This is a genomic window from Ruegeria sp. CDSA077, assembly GCF_059612265.1.
This window is the reverse complement of sequence record NZ_JBXWQG010000002.1, coordinates 120,316-136,593: the sequence shown is the minus strand read 5'-3', so window position 1 is coordinate 136,593 and position 16,278 is coordinate 120,316. Positions and strand designations below refer to the sequence as shown.

The 16,278-nt window shown below is 58.3% G+C and carries 16 protein-coding genes; 12 read left to right on the top strand and 4 right to left on the bottom strand.

Annotated features, from left to right (window positions below):
• The first annotated feature begins 50 nt into the window (after positions 1 to 50).
• The 8 genes from AC2FLE_RS07840 (at position 51) to AC2FLE_RS07805 (ending at position 8,612) form a co-directional block, all read left to right on the top strand.
• Positions 51 to 971 carry a sugar ABC transporter substrate-binding protein gene (locus AC2FLE_RS07840; protein WP_142635704.1) on the top strand — a complete coding sequence of 307 codons (921 nt, stop codon included), beginning with the start codon at positions 51 to 53 and terminating at the stop codon, positions 969 to 971.
• A gap of 68 nt (positions 972 to 1,039) precedes the next feature.
• The gene (locus AC2FLE_RS07835; RefSeq protein ID WP_142635706.1) at positions 1,040 to 2,146 is read left to right on the top strand and encodes an ABC transporter permease; all 1,107 of its coding nucleotides are present in this window, start codon (positions 1,040 to 1,042) and stop codon (positions 2,144 to 2,146) included.
• A gap of 1 nt (position 2,147) precedes the next feature.
• Positions 2,148 to 2,969 carry an ATP-binding cassette domain-containing protein gene (locus tag AC2FLE_RS07830; RefSeq protein ID WP_496696285.1) on the top strand — a complete coding sequence of 274 codons (822 nt, stop codon included), beginning with the start codon at positions 2,148 to 2,150 and terminating at the stop codon, positions 2,967 to 2,969.
• Positions 2,970 to 3,052: 83 nt separating this feature from the next.
• Positions 3,053 to 4,885, top strand: a complete 1,833-nt coding sequence (iolD, locus tag AC2FLE_RS07825) for a 3D-(3,5/4)-trihydroxycyclohexane-1,2-dione acylhydrolase (decyclizing) (RefSeq protein ID WP_496696283.1) — start codon at positions 3,053 to 3,055, stop codon at positions 4,883 to 4,885.
• The gene (iolE, locus tag AC2FLE_RS07820) at positions 4,882 to 5,781 is read left to right on the top strand and encodes a myo-inosose-2 dehydratase (protein ID WP_496696281.1); all 900 of its coding nucleotides are present in this window, start codon (positions 4,882 to 4,884) and stop codon (positions 5,779 to 5,781) included. Before iolD ends, iolE begins: the two co-directional genes overlap by 4 nt.
• Before the next feature lie 48 nt (positions 5,782 to 5,829).
• Complete coding sequence (locus tag AC2FLE_RS07815; RefSeq protein ID WP_496696279.1) at positions 5,830 to 7,011, top strand: phytanoyl-CoA dioxygenase family protein; 1,182 nt, start codon at positions 5,830 to 5,832, stop codon at positions 7,009 to 7,011.
• A 39-nt stretch (positions 7,012 to 7,050) separates the two neighbouring features.
• Positions 7,051 to 7,857, top strand: a complete 807-nt coding sequence (iolB, locus tag AC2FLE_RS07810) for a 5-deoxy-glucuronate isomerase (RefSeq protein WP_496696277.1) — start codon at positions 7,051 to 7,053, stop codon at positions 7,855 to 7,857.
• Positions 7,854 to 8,612 carry an SDR family NAD(P)-dependent oxidoreductase gene (locus AC2FLE_RS07805; protein ID WP_496696275.1) on the top strand — a complete coding sequence of 253 codons (759 nt, stop codon included), beginning with the start codon at positions 7,854 to 7,856 and terminating at the stop codon, positions 8,610 to 8,612. The genes iolB and AC2FLE_RS07805 overlap by 4 nt, the downstream gene beginning before the upstream one ends.
• Before the next feature lie 49 nt (positions 8,613 to 8,661).
• Here AC2FLE_RS07805 and AC2FLE_RS07800 read toward each other — a convergent pair whose 3' ends face one another.
• The 3 genes from AC2FLE_RS07800 to iolC are packed head-to-tail and all read right to left on the bottom strand — an operon-like array spanning position 8,662 to position 11,312.
• Positions 8,662 to 9,501, bottom strand: a complete 840-nt coding sequence (locus AC2FLE_RS07800) for a class II fructose-bisphosphate aldolase (protein ID WP_496696273.1) — start codon at positions 9,499 to 9,501, stop codon at positions 8,662 to 8,664.
• Positions 9,498 to 10,334 (bottom strand): 5-deoxy-glucuronate isomerase, encoded by an 837-nt coding sequence (locus AC2FLE_RS07795; RefSeq protein ID WP_496696271.1) that lies wholly within the window; start codon positions 10,332 to 10,334, stop codon positions 9,498 to 9,500. Before AC2FLE_RS07795 ends, AC2FLE_RS07800 begins: the two co-directional genes overlap by 4 nt.
• 9 nt (positions 10,335 to 10,343) lie before the next feature.
• On the bottom strand, positions 10,344 to 11,312 hold the full coding sequence (iolC, locus tag AC2FLE_RS07790; RefSeq protein ID WP_271948662.1) for a 5-dehydro-2-deoxygluconokinase: 969 nt from the start codon (positions 11,310 to 11,312) through the stop codon (positions 10,344 to 10,346).
• A 126-nt stretch (positions 11,313 to 11,438) separates the two neighbouring features.
• Between iolC and AC2FLE_RS07785 the strand changes: the two genes are divergently transcribed.
• Together AC2FLE_RS07785 and AC2FLE_RS07780 are read left to right on the top strand one after the other, a co-directional pair.
• Entirely contained in the window at positions 11,439 to 12,542 is a 1,104-nt protein-coding gene (locus tag AC2FLE_RS07785; protein WP_496696269.1) for a Gfo/Idh/MocA family protein, read from the top strand.
• A gap of 37 nt (positions 12,543 to 12,579) precedes the next feature.
• Positions 12,580 to 13,713, top strand: a complete 1,134-nt coding sequence (locus AC2FLE_RS07780; protein ID WP_496696267.1) for a Gfo/Idh/MocA family protein — start codon at positions 12,580 to 12,582, stop codon at positions 13,711 to 13,713.
• Here AC2FLE_RS07780 and AC2FLE_RS07775 read toward each other — a convergent pair whose 3' ends face one another.
• The gene (locus tag AC2FLE_RS07775; RefSeq protein ID WP_496696265.1) at positions 13,714 to 14,712 is read right to left on the bottom strand and encodes a LacI family DNA-binding transcriptional regulator; all 999 of its coding nucleotides are present in this window, start codon (positions 14,710 to 14,712) and stop codon (positions 13,714 to 13,716) included. It abuts the gene before it with no gap.
• A 381-nt stretch (positions 14,713 to 15,093) separates the two neighbouring features.
• On the opposite strand from AC2FLE_RS07775, the gene AC2FLE_RS07770 reads away from it, so the two are divergent.
• Positions 15,094 to 15,282 carry a Flp family type IVb pilin gene (locus AC2FLE_RS07770; protein ID WP_496696263.1) on the top strand — a complete coding sequence of 63 codons (189 nt, stop codon included), beginning with the start codon at positions 15,094 to 15,096 and terminating at the stop codon, positions 15,280 to 15,282.
• Positions 15,283 to 15,445: 163 nt separating this feature from the next.
• Positions 15,446 to 16,273 (top strand): Flp pilus assembly protein CpaB, encoded by an 828-nt coding sequence (gene cpaB, locus AC2FLE_RS07765; protein WP_142635731.1) that lies wholly within the window; start codon positions 15,446 to 15,448, stop codon positions 16,271 to 16,273.
• The last annotated feature ends 5 nt before the right edge of the window (positions 16,274 to 16,278 follow it).

Genomic DNA, 16,278 nt, shown 5'->3' with positions numbered 1-16,278 from the left:
AGATTGGGGCCAAGACCCCAACACACTGTTCAAACGGGAGGAGAAACCATATGAATAATTTCTTTAAAGGCGCACTGGCAGCTGGTGCACTGGCGATGGCCACGCCTGCATTCGCGCAGGAGATCGTCGTTGTGTCTCATGGTCAGGCCAATGACGCCTTCTGGAACGTCGTGAAAAACGGCGTTGAGCAAGCGGGCAAGGATGTCGGCGTGAACGTGGAATACCGCGCACCCGAGACCTTTGACATGGTTGCGATGTCACAGCTGATCGACGCCGCCGTGAACCAGGAACCGGACGGGTTGATTGTCTCGATCCCGGATGCCGATGCGCTTGGCCCGTCAATCGAACGTGCTGTTGCTGCCGGAATTCCAGTGATCTCGATCAACTCGGGTTCGGACGTGTCCAAACAGCTGGGCGCATTGCTGCATGTCGGTCAGGACGAGTTTGATGCGGGCAAGGCCGCAGGCGAAAAGCTGGCTTCGATGGGTGGCGCGAATGCGATCTGTGTGAACCACGAAGTCGGAAACGTGGCGCTTGACCTGCGTTGCGCCGGTTTTGCCGAAGGCTTTGGTGGCAGCGTCGAAGTTCTGCCAACCTCGAACGATCCTTCAGAAATCGAAGCGAAGGTCTCGGCCGCTCTGGCCGCGAATGACGCTGTCGACACAGTCATGGCGCTGGGTGCAAGTTCGGCTGGTGAACCCACGGTAGCGGCTGTGAAAGCATCGGGCCGTGATGTGAACGTAGCCTCGTTCGACCTGTCTGCGAACTTCCTGCAGTCCATCGCCGATGGAGATGCGGCATTTGCCATCGACCAGCAGCAGTATCTGCAGGGCTATCTGTCTGTGAACTTCATGGGCCTGCATGCCAAATACGGCCTGATGCCAGGTGGCAACGTGCCATCGGGTCCGAACCTGATCACACAGGACAAGGCAGCTCAGGTTATCGACCTGTCGGCACAGGGTATCCGCTGATCCGATTGGGACAGTGAAAAACAGAAACGGCGCCAGGTGCGCCGTTTCAACCGAATTGGGAGGGAAACATGAGTGAGTCAGCGCCCGTCACTACGGACGAACGCGTAAAGAAAGAACCGTTTCTGACCAAGCTGATGAAACGTCCAGAGCTTGGTGCCATGGCCGGTGTGGTCCTGGTGGTCATTTTCTTCGCGCTCACGGCAGACGATTCCATGTTCACGCTGGCTGGAGTTATGAACTTCATGACGCCCGCGGCACAGCTGGGTATCCTGGCTATCGGAGCGGCGCTGCTGATGATCGGGGGTGAGTTTGACCTGTCGATCGGTTCGATGGTTGCCTTTGCAGGCCTGTTCTTTGGTGTCTGCGTGGTGACTTGGCAGTTACCTCTGATCATTGCGATCCCGATGACATTTGTTTTTGCGGCCTTTGTTGGGGCGGTGAACGGCAATATCGTCATACGGTCAGGCTTGCCTTCTTTTATTGTAACTCTGGCTTTCCTTTTCATTCTGCGCGGTCTCTCACTGGTGGGTCTCAAAGCAGCCACTGGCGGGTCAACCCAGCTGCGTGGCGTGCGCGATGTAGTCGAAAACGACTGGCTGGCCCCGTTCTTCTCGGGCGAAGCTTTTGCCGGTTTGTTTGCCTGGCTGGCTGCAAACGGATTGATCGACACATTCAAAAACGGGGCGCCGAAAGTACCGGGCATTCCGGTCGAGATTTTGTGGTTTATCGTTCTGGCCCTAGCGGCGACCTATGTTTTGCTGCGGACACCAGCTGGAAACTGGATTTTTGCCGCCGGTGGCGACAGCAATGCGGCGTCGAATTCTGGTGTGCCGGTGAGCCGTATCAAAGTGTCTTTGTTCATGCTAACCGCCTGCTGTGCGGCGCTGGTTGCAATCATCACCGTGATCGACGCGGGATCGACCGATGCGCGCCGTGGCTTCCAGAAAGAGTTTGAGGCCATCATTGCGGCGGTGATCGGGGGCTGTCTGCTGACCGGCGGCTATGGATCGGCCATCGGGGCGTTCTTTGGCGCGATCATCTTTGGCATGGTGGTCATCGGGCTGACTTACACGGATTTCGATCAGGACTGGTTCCAGGTGTTCCTGGGCGCAATGCTACTGATCGCGGTTCTGTTCAACAATGCCATTCGCAAACGCGTAACCGGGGAGCGCTGATATGACTGAAGACAGCAAGTTCCATCACGGAGATGCGGTAGAGGATGTCGCGCCAATCGTGCAGATGAAAAACATCGAAAAGCACTTTGGCAATATTATCGCTCTGGCGGGTGTCAGTTTTGACGTCAGGCCCGGCGAATGTCACTGCCTGCTGGGCGACAACGGTGCCGGTAAATCAACCTTCATCAAGACCATGTCCGGGGTTCATAAACCCACCAAGGGCGAGATCTTTTTCGAAGGCAAGCCGTTGCAGTTTGACACGCCCCGCGACGCGATGGAGGCGGGTATCGCGACCGTGTTCCAGGATCTGGCGATGATCCCTTTGATGAGCGTGACCCGCAATTTCTTCATGGGCCGCGAACCGACCAAGGGCAAGGGATTGCTCAAACGGTTCGATATCGACGAGGCCAATGAGGTCTGCATGGTCGAGATGCGCAAGATGGGCATCAACCTGCGCGGGCCGGATCAGGCCGTTGGAACCCTGTCAGGGGGCGAGCGTCAGACGGTTGCCATTGCCCGGGCGGTTTACTTCGGTGCCAAGGTTTTGATCCTTGATGAGCCGACCTCGGCCCTTGGGGTACGTCAGACATCGAATGTTCTGGCGACCATCGACAAGGTGCGCAATCAGGGCGTGGGTGTGGTGTTCATCAGCCATAACGTGCGCCATGCGCTGGCCGTAGGTGATCGCTTTACCGTGCTCAATCGCGGCAAGACTCTGGGCACGGCCACACGAGGCGAGATCACACCCGAACAATTGCAGGACCTGATGGCGGGCGGTCAGGAAATGGCCCAGCTCGAAGGCTCTCTGGGCGGAACGGTTTAACCGTTCCCCCGTCTGGGCCACAGGCCCGCTAATTTCGAAATTGCAGGAATGGCCGAGATGGCCTTGTGTTGAAAGGTATCACTATGGGCAACACAGTCCGACTGACCGCAGCGCAAGCTTTGGTGCGCTATCTGGGCGCGCAGATGAACGAAGCGGGTGAACCCTTTATCGCCGGTGTCTGGGCCATCTTTGGCCATGGCAATGTGGCCGGGCTGGGCGAAGCGCTGCACGGCGCGAAAGACAGCCTGCCAACCTATCGCGGGCAAAATGAACAGACAATGGCACATTGCGCGATTGCCTATGCCAAGCAGATGCGGCGGACGCGGGCGATGGCGGTGACCTCATCCATTGGACCGGGGGCCACCAATATGGTCACTGCGGCGGCGTTGGCGCATGTGAATAGGTTGCCGGTTCTGATTATCCCCGGCGATGTGTTTGCCACCCGCGGGCCTGACCCTGTGTTGCAACAGATCGAAAGCTTTGGTGATGGTACGGTTAGTGCCAATGACTGTTTTCGCCCGGTCAGCCGGTACTATGATCGCATCTCGCGGCCTGAACATCTGTTGACGGCCTTGCCCCGCGCCTTTCGCACCATGACCGACCCGGCCGATTGCGGGCCTGTGACGTTGGCCTTTTGCCAGGATGTTCAGGCCGAAGCCTATGACTATCCCGAGGGTTTCTTCGAGCCGAGGGTCTGGTATCAGCGCCGCATTCGCCCGGATGAGGCGGAGTTGGCCCGTGCGGTGGCTGCGATCAGATCAGCCAAACGTCCCGTTATCGTTTCCGGAGGTGGCGTGCATTACTCCGGAGCGACGGATGTTCTGCAGAGCTTTGTGGAATCCCACAATATCCCGATCACCGAGACGCAGGCCGGGAAATCAGCGCTGGCCTGGGATCATCCGTTGAACCTTGGTCCGGTTGGTGTAACCGGTGGTGAACCGGCCAACGCCACCTGCGCCGAGGCCGATCTGGTGCTTGCTGTTGGGACGCGGTTGCAGGACTTTACCACCGGGTCCTGGGGGCTGTTTTCCAATCCGAACCGCGAGATGATCTGCCTGAACACAGCCGCCTATGACGCCGAAAAACACGGCGCAATGCCGCTGCAAAGCGATGCGCGTGTCGGGTTAGAGGAACTTGGCGAAGCCTTGCACGGCTACCGGGCCGACCCGGTGGCGGACACGCTGAAGGCAGATTGGTTTGGCAAGGTGGATGCACTGACCGACGCGCCCGGTGACGGAAACGCGTTGCCTACGGATATGCAGGTGGTGGGTTCGGTGCAACGCGCCTCGGACAATAACACGGTAGTCATGTGCGCCGCGGGCACGATGCCGGGTGAGCTGCACAAGCTGTGGAAAGCGCCCCGCCCCGGTGCCTATCACATGGAATACGGGTTCAGTTGCATGGGCTATGAAATCGCCGGTGCAATGGGCATCAAGATGGCCCAGCCTGATCGCGACGTCATCTGCTTTACCGGTGACGGCACCTATATGATGGCGAATTCCGAAATGGCGACGGCGGCGATGATGGGGGTCTCTTTCACAGTGGTGATCACCGACAATCGGGGCTTTGGCTGCATCAACCGTCTGCAAATGGGCACTGGCGGGGCCGAGTTTAACAATTTGCTGGATCACGCGGTGCACGAAACGCCCTCGGCCATAGACTTCGCTGCGCATGCGGCGGCGATGGGGGCGACCTCGGTCAAGGTGGGCTCGATCGTTGAGCTGGAGCAGGCATTGGCCAAACGTGGCGAGGTCACCGGCCCCTATGTGGTCGTCATAGACACCGATCCGTACCCGTCGACCGAATATGGCGGCACCTGGTGGGAAGTGGCCGTGCCCGAAGTCAGCATCCGCCCGGAAGTGAATGAAAAGCGCGCAGCCTATGAGGTTGCCATCAAGGAAAGAAACACGAAATGAGCGTGAAGATCGGCATCTCTCCGATTGCATGGCAGAATGATGATCTGCCGGACCTGACCGCGGCTTACACGATGGAACAGGCCCTGAAAGAGGCGCGCGAGATCGGCTATACCGGCGTCGAACGCGGTCAGCGGATGCCCGGCGATACCGAAGGTCTGCGCACATATCTCGACACCAATGATATCGCCCTGTGTGGCGGTTGGTGTTCTGGGGCTTCTCTGGTTAACGATTTTGCCGTCGAGCGCGAGGCTGTGCGCGCGCAGGTCGAACAATTCGTAGCGCTCAACAGCCCGTGCATCGTCTATGCCGAATGTTCGAACACCGTGCAGGGGCAGATCGGGGTCGCGGTTAATGACCGGGTGAAACTGTCCCGGGATGAGGTGTTGGCCTATGCCGCCAAAATCACCGAGCTGGCCAAATGGATGGCTGATCAGGGCATGCCGATGGCCTATCACCACCACATGGGCACGATTATCGAAAGCGAAGAGGATGTGAACTGGTTGATGGAAGGGTCGGGCCCCGAGGTCGGCTTGTGCTTTGATACCGGCCACTTGCTGTTTGGTGGCGGCAACGTGATGGCGACCCTCAATCGGTGGGGTGACCGGGTGCATCACGTCCATTTCAAGGATATCCGTCCGGCGGTCGTACAGGATGTGCGCGAAAACAACCGCAGCTTCCTGGATGCTGTCGTCGCGGGAGCGTTCACTGTGCCTGGCGATGGTTGCATTGATTTTCAAGCCGTGGCGAATGCGTTGAAATCTATGGGTTATAGCGGCTGGATCGTGGTCGAGGCCGAACAGGACCCCGCCAAGGCCCCACCCCAAGAGTATTCCAAGATGGGCTACGACCACATTGTCGATGTCTGCGCTCAGGCAAGATTGGAGATCACCAACTAACAAACCGCCCCAAGGGGCAACACCAAGGCCATGAAGAAGGAGAAAATCATGGTAAGTCAAAGAATTGGATATGTCGGGTATTTTGACCGGGAATCCTGTGATCTGGACGAATTCAAGGTGTTGACCTCTCGGAAACTGACCTCGGACATGGTTCCGCAGGCCGCGATGATCGAAAAGAACGTCCCCGTCTATGACATGAATGCCCTGCGTCCCGCGCTGGAAGATACAGGGCAACGGCGCGTTTTGATGGCGGAATGGGGCCATGTGCTGAACCAATCCGCCGGGGTGATCGCGCTGAAAGGGGCCTATCAGGATCTGTCGGTGATCGACCGGGCGACCGAGGTTTTTCGGCAGATCATCGACGAGGAACGCCAAAGCGGCGAAGGCGAGGGTGATCATTTTGCCGCCTCGGGTGCGAATGACCGGATCTGGAATGCGCTGCAAAAGCACTGCCTGCGCGATCCAGAAGGTTTCTCAAAATACTTCGGCAACGCTGCTGTTGCCACCGCCTGCGAGGCATGGCTGGGGCCGAACTATCAGGTCACGGCTCAGGTCAATCAGGTCCGCCCCGGCGGCAAGGCACAGCAGGCGCATAGGGACTACCATCTGGGCTTTCAGACCGCTGAAAGCGCTGCCCGGTACCCTGTGCATGCACATCTGCTGACGGCGGCGCTGACCTTGCAGGGGGCAGTGGCACATTGTGACATGCCGGTGGAAAGCGGGCCCACCAAACTGTTGCCGTTTTCACAGCTATATCCAGCCGGATATATTGGCTTTCACGACCCCGCGCACAGGGACCACTTTGAGAAGAGCTATGTTCAGGTGCCGTTGAACAAAGGCGACGCGGTATTCTTCAACCCCGCGCTGTTCCACTCGGCCGGCGAGAACCGCAGCACGGATATCGACCGTATGGCGAACTTGTTGCAGATCTCATCCGCTTTTGGTCGTGCGATGGAGGCCATCGACCGCCGGTCCATGGCGCAGGCCGTGCTGCCGTCACTGGTGGCCCTGAAGCAAAGCGGCGAGCTGACTGGGTCCGAGCTGGACGCGGCCATCGCGGCGACGGCCGAAGGCTATCCGTTTCCGACAAATCTGGACACAGATCCCCCGATTGGTGGTAATGCGCCGGAAAGCCAGGCGGATATCTTGCGGCGTGCGGTCGCCGAAGAATGGACGCCAGAGCAACTGACCTCGGCACTTTCGGCGTTGAAAACCCGACAATCCGCCTGACGTTACGAACCGGGCCGGCGCGCCCAGAAAGGAGGCCCCATGGCCAACCTGCTCAGGAAACCACGCGGCCCCTATGGCAAGGTGCATGACATCACCCCTGCCTCTGCGGGATGGCGCTATGTCGGGTTCGGTCTTTACCACCTACGCGCAGGCGACAGGGCGGCCGAAGAAACCGGTGACAATGAGGTCATCCTGGTCATGGTCGAGGGCAAGGCGCATATCACCGGGGCCGGGCAGGATTGGGGTGTGCTGGGTGACCGCATGGATGTCTTTGAAAAGACGCCGCCGCATTGTCTGTACCTGCCCAACGGAACCGATTGGCAGGCTGTGGCGGAAACCGATTGTGTTGTGGCCGTGTGTTCGGCCCCCGGCAAAGGTGGCCATCCGGCGCGACGGATCGGGCCGGGTGGCATCACACTGACCGAACGCGGGAAGGGTGTGAATACCCGCTATATCAACAATATCGCGATGGAGGCCGAAGACGTCGCTGACAGCCTGCTGGTGACCGAGGTCTTCACGCCCAATGGCCACTGGTCCTCCTACCCCAGCCATCGCCATGATGAGGATGACTTTCCTCGCATCACTTATCTCGAAGAGACCTATTACCACCGTCTGAACCCCTCGTACGGGTTCGGCATTCAGCGGGTCTATACCGATGATGGCGATCTGGACGAGGCTATGGCTGTATCTGATGGCGATGTCGTGATCGTCCCGCGCGGGCATCATCCCTGCGGTGCGCCCTATGGGTTTGAGATGTACTATCTGAACGTCATGGCCGGCCCATTGCGGAAATGGCGCTTTGTTGCCGCCCCCGAAGTTGAATGGATCATGGAGCGTGACGCATGAGCGCGAATTTTGCGAATTACCCCGGTCTTGCGGGAAAAACAGTTTTTATCACCGGCGGGGCCGGGGGGATCGGCGCCGAAACGGTTCGCGCCTTTGCCGCCCAGGGGGCCAGGGTCGGGTTTGTTGATCTGAACGCAGATGCGGGCCAAGCGCTATTGGCGGAACTGGACGGGCAGCATGCCTTTGCCCAATGCGATCTGCGCGACATTGAGGCATTGCAGGCCGCGTTCGAGCGGCTGGTCGCCACGCTGGGCGAGGCGGATGTTCTGGTCAACAACGCTGCCCATGACGAACGCCACGACTGGCGCGAGGTAACGCCGGAGTATTGGGATGACCGAATGGCCACCAATATCCGCCATATGTTCTTTGCCATCCAGTCGGTGGCCCCGGGCATGATCGCTAAGGGCAAGGGGGCCATCGTCAATCTGGGATCGAATTCCTGGTGGGAATGCGGGGCAGGATTCCCGGCCTATGCCACCGCCAAATCTGCCGTTCATGGCCTAACCCGTACCATGGCGCGCGAGTTGGGCGACCATCGCATCAGGGTGAACACAGTAGTTCCGGGCTGGATCATGACGGAGAGGCAAAAAGAGTTATGGGTGACACCCGAGGCGCTGGCCAAGCAGGTGGATCGTCAATGTCTGCCGGACCCGATTGAGCCGGTCTATGTGGCGCGCATGGTCCTGTTTCTGGCCTCAGACGACGCGGCCATGTGCAGCGCGGGGAACTTCATGGTCGAAGGCGGCTCGATCTGAGGTGATGCCGCTTGGCGATGCGCTTCCGGTCGACTGGTAACTTGACGCCCTAATGCTGCGGCGGGGCGCCAAAGGCACGGATCACGGTGCGGGCAGCTGCCTCAACCGGGTCGTGCGTTTCCTTCAGGATCGTGACGCGGTCAAACCGTTCAGGATCACGATTGACGGCTTCACGCATGGCATTTCCGAATGCCATACGCAGCTCGGTTCCTATGTTGAACTTGCAGATCGAGGTCTCGCGCGCCAGCTTCATACGCTGCTCTACCGGCACACCGGACCCGCCATGAATGACCAAAGGCACTTCGGTCACGGCATCGATTTCGGCGATACGCGCCTCATCCAGGCCACCTTCTTTGTTTTGCTGCAAGTGAACATTGCCAACCGAAATCGCCATCGCGTCGACGCCGCTTTCGCGTGCAAACTTCGCGGCTTCCTCGGGGTCGGTACCATTTGAGCCTTCGCCACCGGAATACCCCACAAAGCCGATCTCTCCCTCGCATGAAATCCCTGCCGCATGGGCCATTTCGGCAATGGCCGCGGTCTCATCGATGTTTTGCTGCAATGGCTTACGCGACCCGTCGAACATCAGCGAGGTAAAGCCGCTGTCCAACGCGATTTTGCAGTCCTCGAAGGTGTACCCATGGTCCAGGTGGGCGACGACGGGGACAGAGGCGTTTTCGGCCAGATAGCGGAACATCTTGCCCAGAACGGGCAGGGGGGTGTGCTCGCGGCAACTGGGTCCGGCCTGCAGAATCAGAGGTGCGTTTTCGGCTTCGGCTGCGGCCACATAGGCGCGCATATCCTCCCATCCTAACGTGACCAGGCCGCCCACGGCATAGCCTTGTTCATAAGCCGGTTGCAGAACGTCTTTCAGTGTGGCGAGGGTCATTTGAATTTTGCAATCATGTCTTTGATGCCCGGTATGGTTTCGATCTGATAGGCATGGGTGGGTTGGAAATACTGGACTAGCGAGCGTTGGGTCAGGCCGCCGAGGATCGTGAAATAATACATCTCATACCCCGGCAGGACGCAGCAGGGGTGATAACCCTTGTCGATACAGACGGTCGATCCGTCCATGATATGATAGGCGTCGCCCGGTTCGTTATCCTCGCGCTGCAGCATCTGTAGGCCAGAGCCCCAGTTGGGTTTGAAACGGAAATTATAGGTCTCGTCATGGCGGGTCTCATCCGGCAGGCGGTTGGTATCGTGTTTGTGGCTGGGAAATCCCGACCAGCCGCCCTGACCCACGGTGAACAGCTCACTCACCAGCAGACGGCCCACCTTGTCATGCTGTTTCTGGCCCAGGATGTGCTTGATCTTGCGGTGGGTTTTGGTATCGTCGCTGCCGTATTGCACCAGATCGTGCTGGCGGACATCGAACGGGTCCAGCACTTTGTCGTATCTGGCGCCCGCGATGAAGACTTCGGAGTGGTCCGAGGCGCAGACGATCTGCACCTTGGCGCCAACGGGTGCATAAACGCCCTCTGGCTCTCCATCCCAGACATCCTCTCCTCGGTTGCCCAGCATGGCAAATTGCACGCCTTCGACATCCACATCGACTGTACCTGTGGCCGGGACGATGCAGGTCTCATACCCCGGCACTTGATATTCGAACGCCTCGCCCTGTTTCAGTTTGACGATGTTGAAATAGTTCAGGGGCACCATTGGGTCATCGGCATCCACGATGGGTTTGTTCTGGTTCTCATAGGGGGCGATATGCATTGGGATCTCCTATGCCGTGGGGCCGGGATGGGTGGCCAGAAACGTGTCCAGCTGTTCGGTGGTCGGCATAGCGGGCGCGCAGCCGGGTTGTGACACGACGATCGAGGCGCAGGCCGAACCGCGCATCACCGCGTCCTTCAGCGAGTACCCCGCTGCAACCGAGGCCAGTAACCCGGCCATGAAACTGTCACCTGCGCCATTCGGCTTGACGGCAGTCACCGGATAGATACCTGTCTGAAATTCCTGCCCGTCCATCAGCGTGATGGCGCCTTTTTCACCCATTTTATAGATCACCACGCGGCCTGGTTTGGCCGCCAGTTCCTGCGCCTTGGCAAACCCTTTGTTTATCCCGCCCGCCATGAAACCGAATTCTTCGTCATTGCCTACGATCAGATCACTGGCGTCACCGGCGCGGGACAGGACCTCGGACGCGACTTCGGGTGAGGGCCAACTGTAAGGGCGATAGTCTATGTCAAATATTACGGGCACACCGGCCTTGCGGGCCGTGTCGATGGCCCGGAATGTGGCGCTGCGCGAAGGCTCGGCCGCAAAGACGGTTCCGGCCGAGATCACAGCCGAGAAGGAGCTGAAATCGACCTGGTCCATATCCTCTTCGGTGACTTGGAAATCGACTGCGCCATTGCGGTAGATGACATTCTGGAAATCTTCTGTCCGGCTTTCGTAGATTGCCAGCGACATGCGGTATTCGCCCCTTACAACCCGTATGTTGGACGTATCGACGCCGTAATGCGCCAGCCGGTTCAGGCAGAACCGCGCGACCGCGTCGTCTGATACCGAGGTGATCAGCGACGCTTGACTGCCCAGCTTGACCAGACCCACACATATATTTGCCGATGAACCGCCCAGATCGGCCCGGAACGCGTCGGCATCCTCACTTTTCTCGCCGATGGGATCGGCAAACAGGTCCATGCCCGCACGACCCAAGACGCCAAAGCGGTTTCCTTTGATACCGTCCATCAAAGCGGTCACGTCATTTCCTCCGGCGAAAAGGGTCGGCAAGGTGTGTTGATCCTTGCGTTGAATCGATTCACACGATACTGATTTTGCAACCGGTTGCAAATGATATGTGCGAGGCCGCGGCAGATGCCTGAAATTGGAATTGGAATTGTTGGCGGCGGCTATATGGGCAAGGCCCACTCGGTCGCGATGTCAGCGGTAGGTGCCGTGTTCGACACCGTGCTGCGCCCGCGGCTTGAGGTGATCTGTGCCTCGACATCTGCAAGCGCGGAAGTCTATCGCGCCGCCTACGGGTTCCAGCGCGCTACCGATGACTGGCGCATGTTGGTCGAGGATCCAAAGGTCGAGGCCATTGTGATCGCCTCACCTCAGTCGACGCACCGTCAAATCGCTGAGGCGGCGTTTGCCCTTGGTAAACCGGTGCTGTGCGAAAAACCCTTGGGGGCGTCCTTGGACGACAGCCGCGCGATGGTGGCGGCAGCCGAGGCCACAGGTGCAATCAACATGGTTGGGTTCAACTATATCCGCACCCCCGCCAGCCAATATGCGCGACAGCTTATTGCTGAAGGGGAAATCGGTCAGGTCACATGGTTCCGTGGCGAACATACCGAGGATTTCTATGCCGACCCCGAGGCCCCAGCAACCTGGCGCACAACGGGAATGGCCAATGGAACCATCGGCGATCTTGCTCCGCATATGGTGAATGGTGCGTTGGCGCTGATCGGGCCGATCACTCAGGTTATGGCCGATGTGGAGACGGTGCACCGGCATCGCCCCGGCGGCGAAGTTACCAATGATGATCACGCGCAGATGATGTGTCGTTTTGAAAACGGGGTCATGGGAAACCTTTATTTCAGCCGCGTCGCAACGGGTCGCAAGATGGGTTACGCCTATGAGATCTCGGGTACCAAAGGTGCGATCCGGTTCGATCAAGAGGATCAGAACGCCCTGTGGCTGTATCGCCGCGAAGGCCCCGAGGCCACGCGCGGGTTCACCAAGATCCTGACCGGCCCCGCGCATCCGGATTACGAGCCCTTTTGCCAGGGCCCTGGCCACGGCACAGGATATCAGGATCAGATCATTATCGAGGCCAAGGATTTCCTGCAGGCCATCCATTCTGGACAGAATACCTGGCCTACCTTCCGCGATGGGCACGAGGTGAACCGCGTTCTGGCGGCTGCATTGGCATCGTCAGACGGGCGGCAATGGACAGATATCAGCGATTTCTGAAAACTCACCACCCAATTTCCAAAGAGAGACTAAGACCATGACAAAGCTGAAATGGGGCATGATCGGTGGCGGTGAAGGCAGCCAGATTGGCCCTGCGCACCGCCTTGGCGCACAGGCCGATGGGCTGTTTGAGTTCGCTGCTGGAGCGTTGGACCACCGCCCCGACGTGGGACGTGAATATGCACAGCGTCTGGGCGTTGCAACTGATCGCGCCTATGGCGACTGGCAAGAGATGCTAGCCGGTGAAAAAGACCGTAGCGACCGCATCGATCTGGTTACCATCGCGACACCGAACTCGACCCATTTTGAAATTGCCAAGGCCTATCTCGAGGCGGGTTTTAACGTTCTGTGCGAAAAGCCGATGACGATGACCGTGGAAGAAGGCGAAGAGATCGTGCGCATCGCCGAAGCATCGGGCAAGCTATGCGCCGTGAATTATTGCTATTCGGCTTATCCGATGGTGCGCCAGGCACGTGCAATGGTGAGGGTCGGGGATATCGGCAAGGTGCGTCTGGTTGTGACGAATTTCAGCCACGGCCACCACGGGGATGCCACTGACGCCGACAATCCACGCGTGCGCTGGCGGTATGATCCGGCGATGGCCGGTGTCTCGGGGCAGTTCGCGGATTGCGGTATACACGCGCTGCATATGGCAAGCTTCATTTGCGATGATGAGGTCACGTCGCTGTCCGCCGACATGGCCTCGACCATCTCAAGCCGCGTGCTGGAGGATGATGCCATGGTCAACTTCCGGACAGAGCGTGGCACCGTCGGGCGCTTGTGGACTTCGTCCGTTGCGATCGGGCGCCAACATGGGTTCGACATTCAGGTCTTTGGTGAAACCGGCGGTCTGCGATGGACCTCGGAACAGCCCAACCAGTTGCTCTATACACCGGTTGGCGGCCGCACACAGATCATTGAAAAGGGCGAAGGTGGCTTGTACGAGGACGCCCAGCGCCTGTCGCGGGTTGCCATCGCACATCCTGAAGGGTTTCCCTTGGCTGTAGCCAACATCTATTGCGATCTGGCCGATGCCATTCGTGGCGAATCCCGCGACGGGTTGCCAGGCGCAGCGGATGGTGTGCGGTCTATCGCAGCGGTCCATGCTGCCGTTGCGTCGGGCAATGAAGACGGAGCCTGGAAGGATGCGCGCCCCCCTATGTTCCGCTGACTAGGCGCGGGGGCGCAGCGTGCCCCTTTCGACTACGCGGCAGGGGAAAATGCGGGCCTCGGGATAACGCTCGGGGTCTTTAAGCATCTCTTCCACCAGATCCACAGACGAGGTGATGATTTGCTTGATCGGTTGGTGGATGGTCGTCAGATTCACGCTTTCCCAACGCGACATCTCCATGTCATTCAGGCCGATGATCCCGATATCCTTGCCCGGTTTCAACCCGTGATCCGACAGGGCGGACAGCGCACCGACGGACAGAATGTCATCGCCGCAGAAATAGCTTTCGGCTGGTTGACCCTTTAGCAGATCCAGCATTTCCGCGCGCCCCGCCTCAAATGAATAGGCCCCGGCGAAAGAGTATGTCACCTCAAGATCGGGGTGCTTTTCGGCCTCTTCCATAAAGCCCTGATAGCGATCCATGGCCGAGGTCGCATCTTTTGGCCCGCCTAAATATCCAACGCGCCGATAACCCCGCGCCTTTAGCTCGCGGGCTGCCATGCGACCACATTCGACATTGTCGATCCCGACGACATGTACCTCTGGTGAGGTCGCCGAGCGCCCGAACGTATGCACAACCGGAACACCGGCATCGTGAAACGCCTTGGCGAAACTTGGCGGCAGGGTCGAAGAGGCCACGATGGCAGCGTCAACAGAATACTGGCGCAGCATCCGAACGGAATTGGCAGGCTCGGTCTCATCCGTCAGATTCACGATCAACGGGCGTAATCCACGTTCTTGCAAGGCACGTGTGAACTGATCGAACACTTCAAGGAAAATCGGGTTGTGAAAGTTGTTCGAGATCAGCCCGATCAGCTTTGTCCGTCCCGTGGTCAGCGATGAGGCCAGGGCGTTCGGGCTGTAGCCCAGTTCAGCAGCCGCCTTTTCCACCTTGCTTCGGGTTTTCGCCGAAACCGAGGCGCCCTCGGTAAAGGTGCGCGACACGGCAGAGCGCGACACCCCGGCCAGAGCTGCGACGTCTTTTAGGGTGACGCTCATGTTTCGTACCTGCAGAAGAAAGGTGGGATGACAGACATTTTCATGTCGTGATACTAAGCCAGTTAGTCTGGTGGCTGCAATCGGTTGCAAATGATTGCTCGTTTGACGCGGGGCCCGGTTTATTGACCCCGAGCAGCTTCTCACCAATCGATTCTTTCTGACGGAAGATCAGGTAAATCTGCCGCCGCGCACCGTAAATCGGTCCGCGATTTGACACATTTCCGCCCAAAATGATCGAAAATTCGCCCTAAGCGGGAATTTCTTTTCGTTTGTGGGGAGGTTTCGGCACCACCTCATAGGTAACGATTTAGTTAACGGGGGTGTGTTCCTCGTGTCAGTGCGGGATTTCGCACTTTGGTAAAACAGTCTGGAGTTCAAGTAATGTTGAATGGAATTCGCAAAGTATTTCTGAAGCTACGCAAAGACGAGCGCGGCGCGACCCTTGTTGAATATGGCATCGCGCTGTTTGTTGCGATTGTCGTCGGCGGGACAATTCTGACCAATTTGGCTGGCACGACCAGCAGCAACTTTAGTGATGCAAACTCGGCAGCCAAGCGGACAACGCCTTAAGCTGCGCGCCAATTTCCTAAGTGAAAAAAACCTGACTTCCCATTCGCAAGCGTGGGGCGTCAGTTTCCTACCAGACCACCTTTGATTTGCATAAGCGGTCTGTTTGGCCATTCAGGCCCAATTAAGTAATTATCCTGAGTTTTCCCGGGAATTGGAGGATACCATGCGTATTAAATCATTTTTGATGACTTTCCTGGGAATAGGTTTGGCGGGTGGCGCAGTCATTCTGGCACAGGATCAGATCCGACGGAATCAGTCAGCTGGTGAACCAACCATAGTTCGTGTTGTGGCCGTGGCCGAAGATATCGCGTTCGGAACGCCGATCGAAGGGCACAAGCTGACGACCATTGATTGGCCTACTGCATCTGTGCCTGCAGGTGTTTTTACAAGCTTTGATGATGTCCTGCCTGCCGCCGGCATAGAACCTCGCCGGGCCAAGCGCGCTTTGGCGCAGGGTGAAATTCTTTTGACCTCGAAAGTTTCCGATTTTGGTGAAAAAGTGACAATCGTTCAGACGATTGGCGAGAATAACCGCGCGATGGCGATCAATGTCGACGCGCAGACAGGGGTAGGCGGATTTGTTACGCCTGGCGACTTTGTCGACATTGTTCTGACCCGCGGCACCAATGATACATTGCGTGCAGTGACGATCCTGCAGAATATCCGGGTCATCGGCGTGGACCAAACCGCGGATGAAGAGCTTGACCAACCGGGCATTGCCCGCACGGTTACGATCGAGGTCACCCCGGATGAAGGTCAGAAGTTGGCTCTGGCGCAGAAGGCTGGGCAGCTCAGCCTGTCTCTGCGGTCTCTGCAAACAGAAGAGGATAAGCCGCTGGAAGCGGTTCGCCTCAGCGACATCCTCCTTGAAAAATCACCGCTAGAAGAGGGCACGCCCAGGCCGATTGTGAAAGTTCGCCGTGGGGCAACCGACGTTCAGGAAATTCAGGTCTTTGGGAACACCAGTGCAACAACTGAGCCGGTGAACTGAGGTCA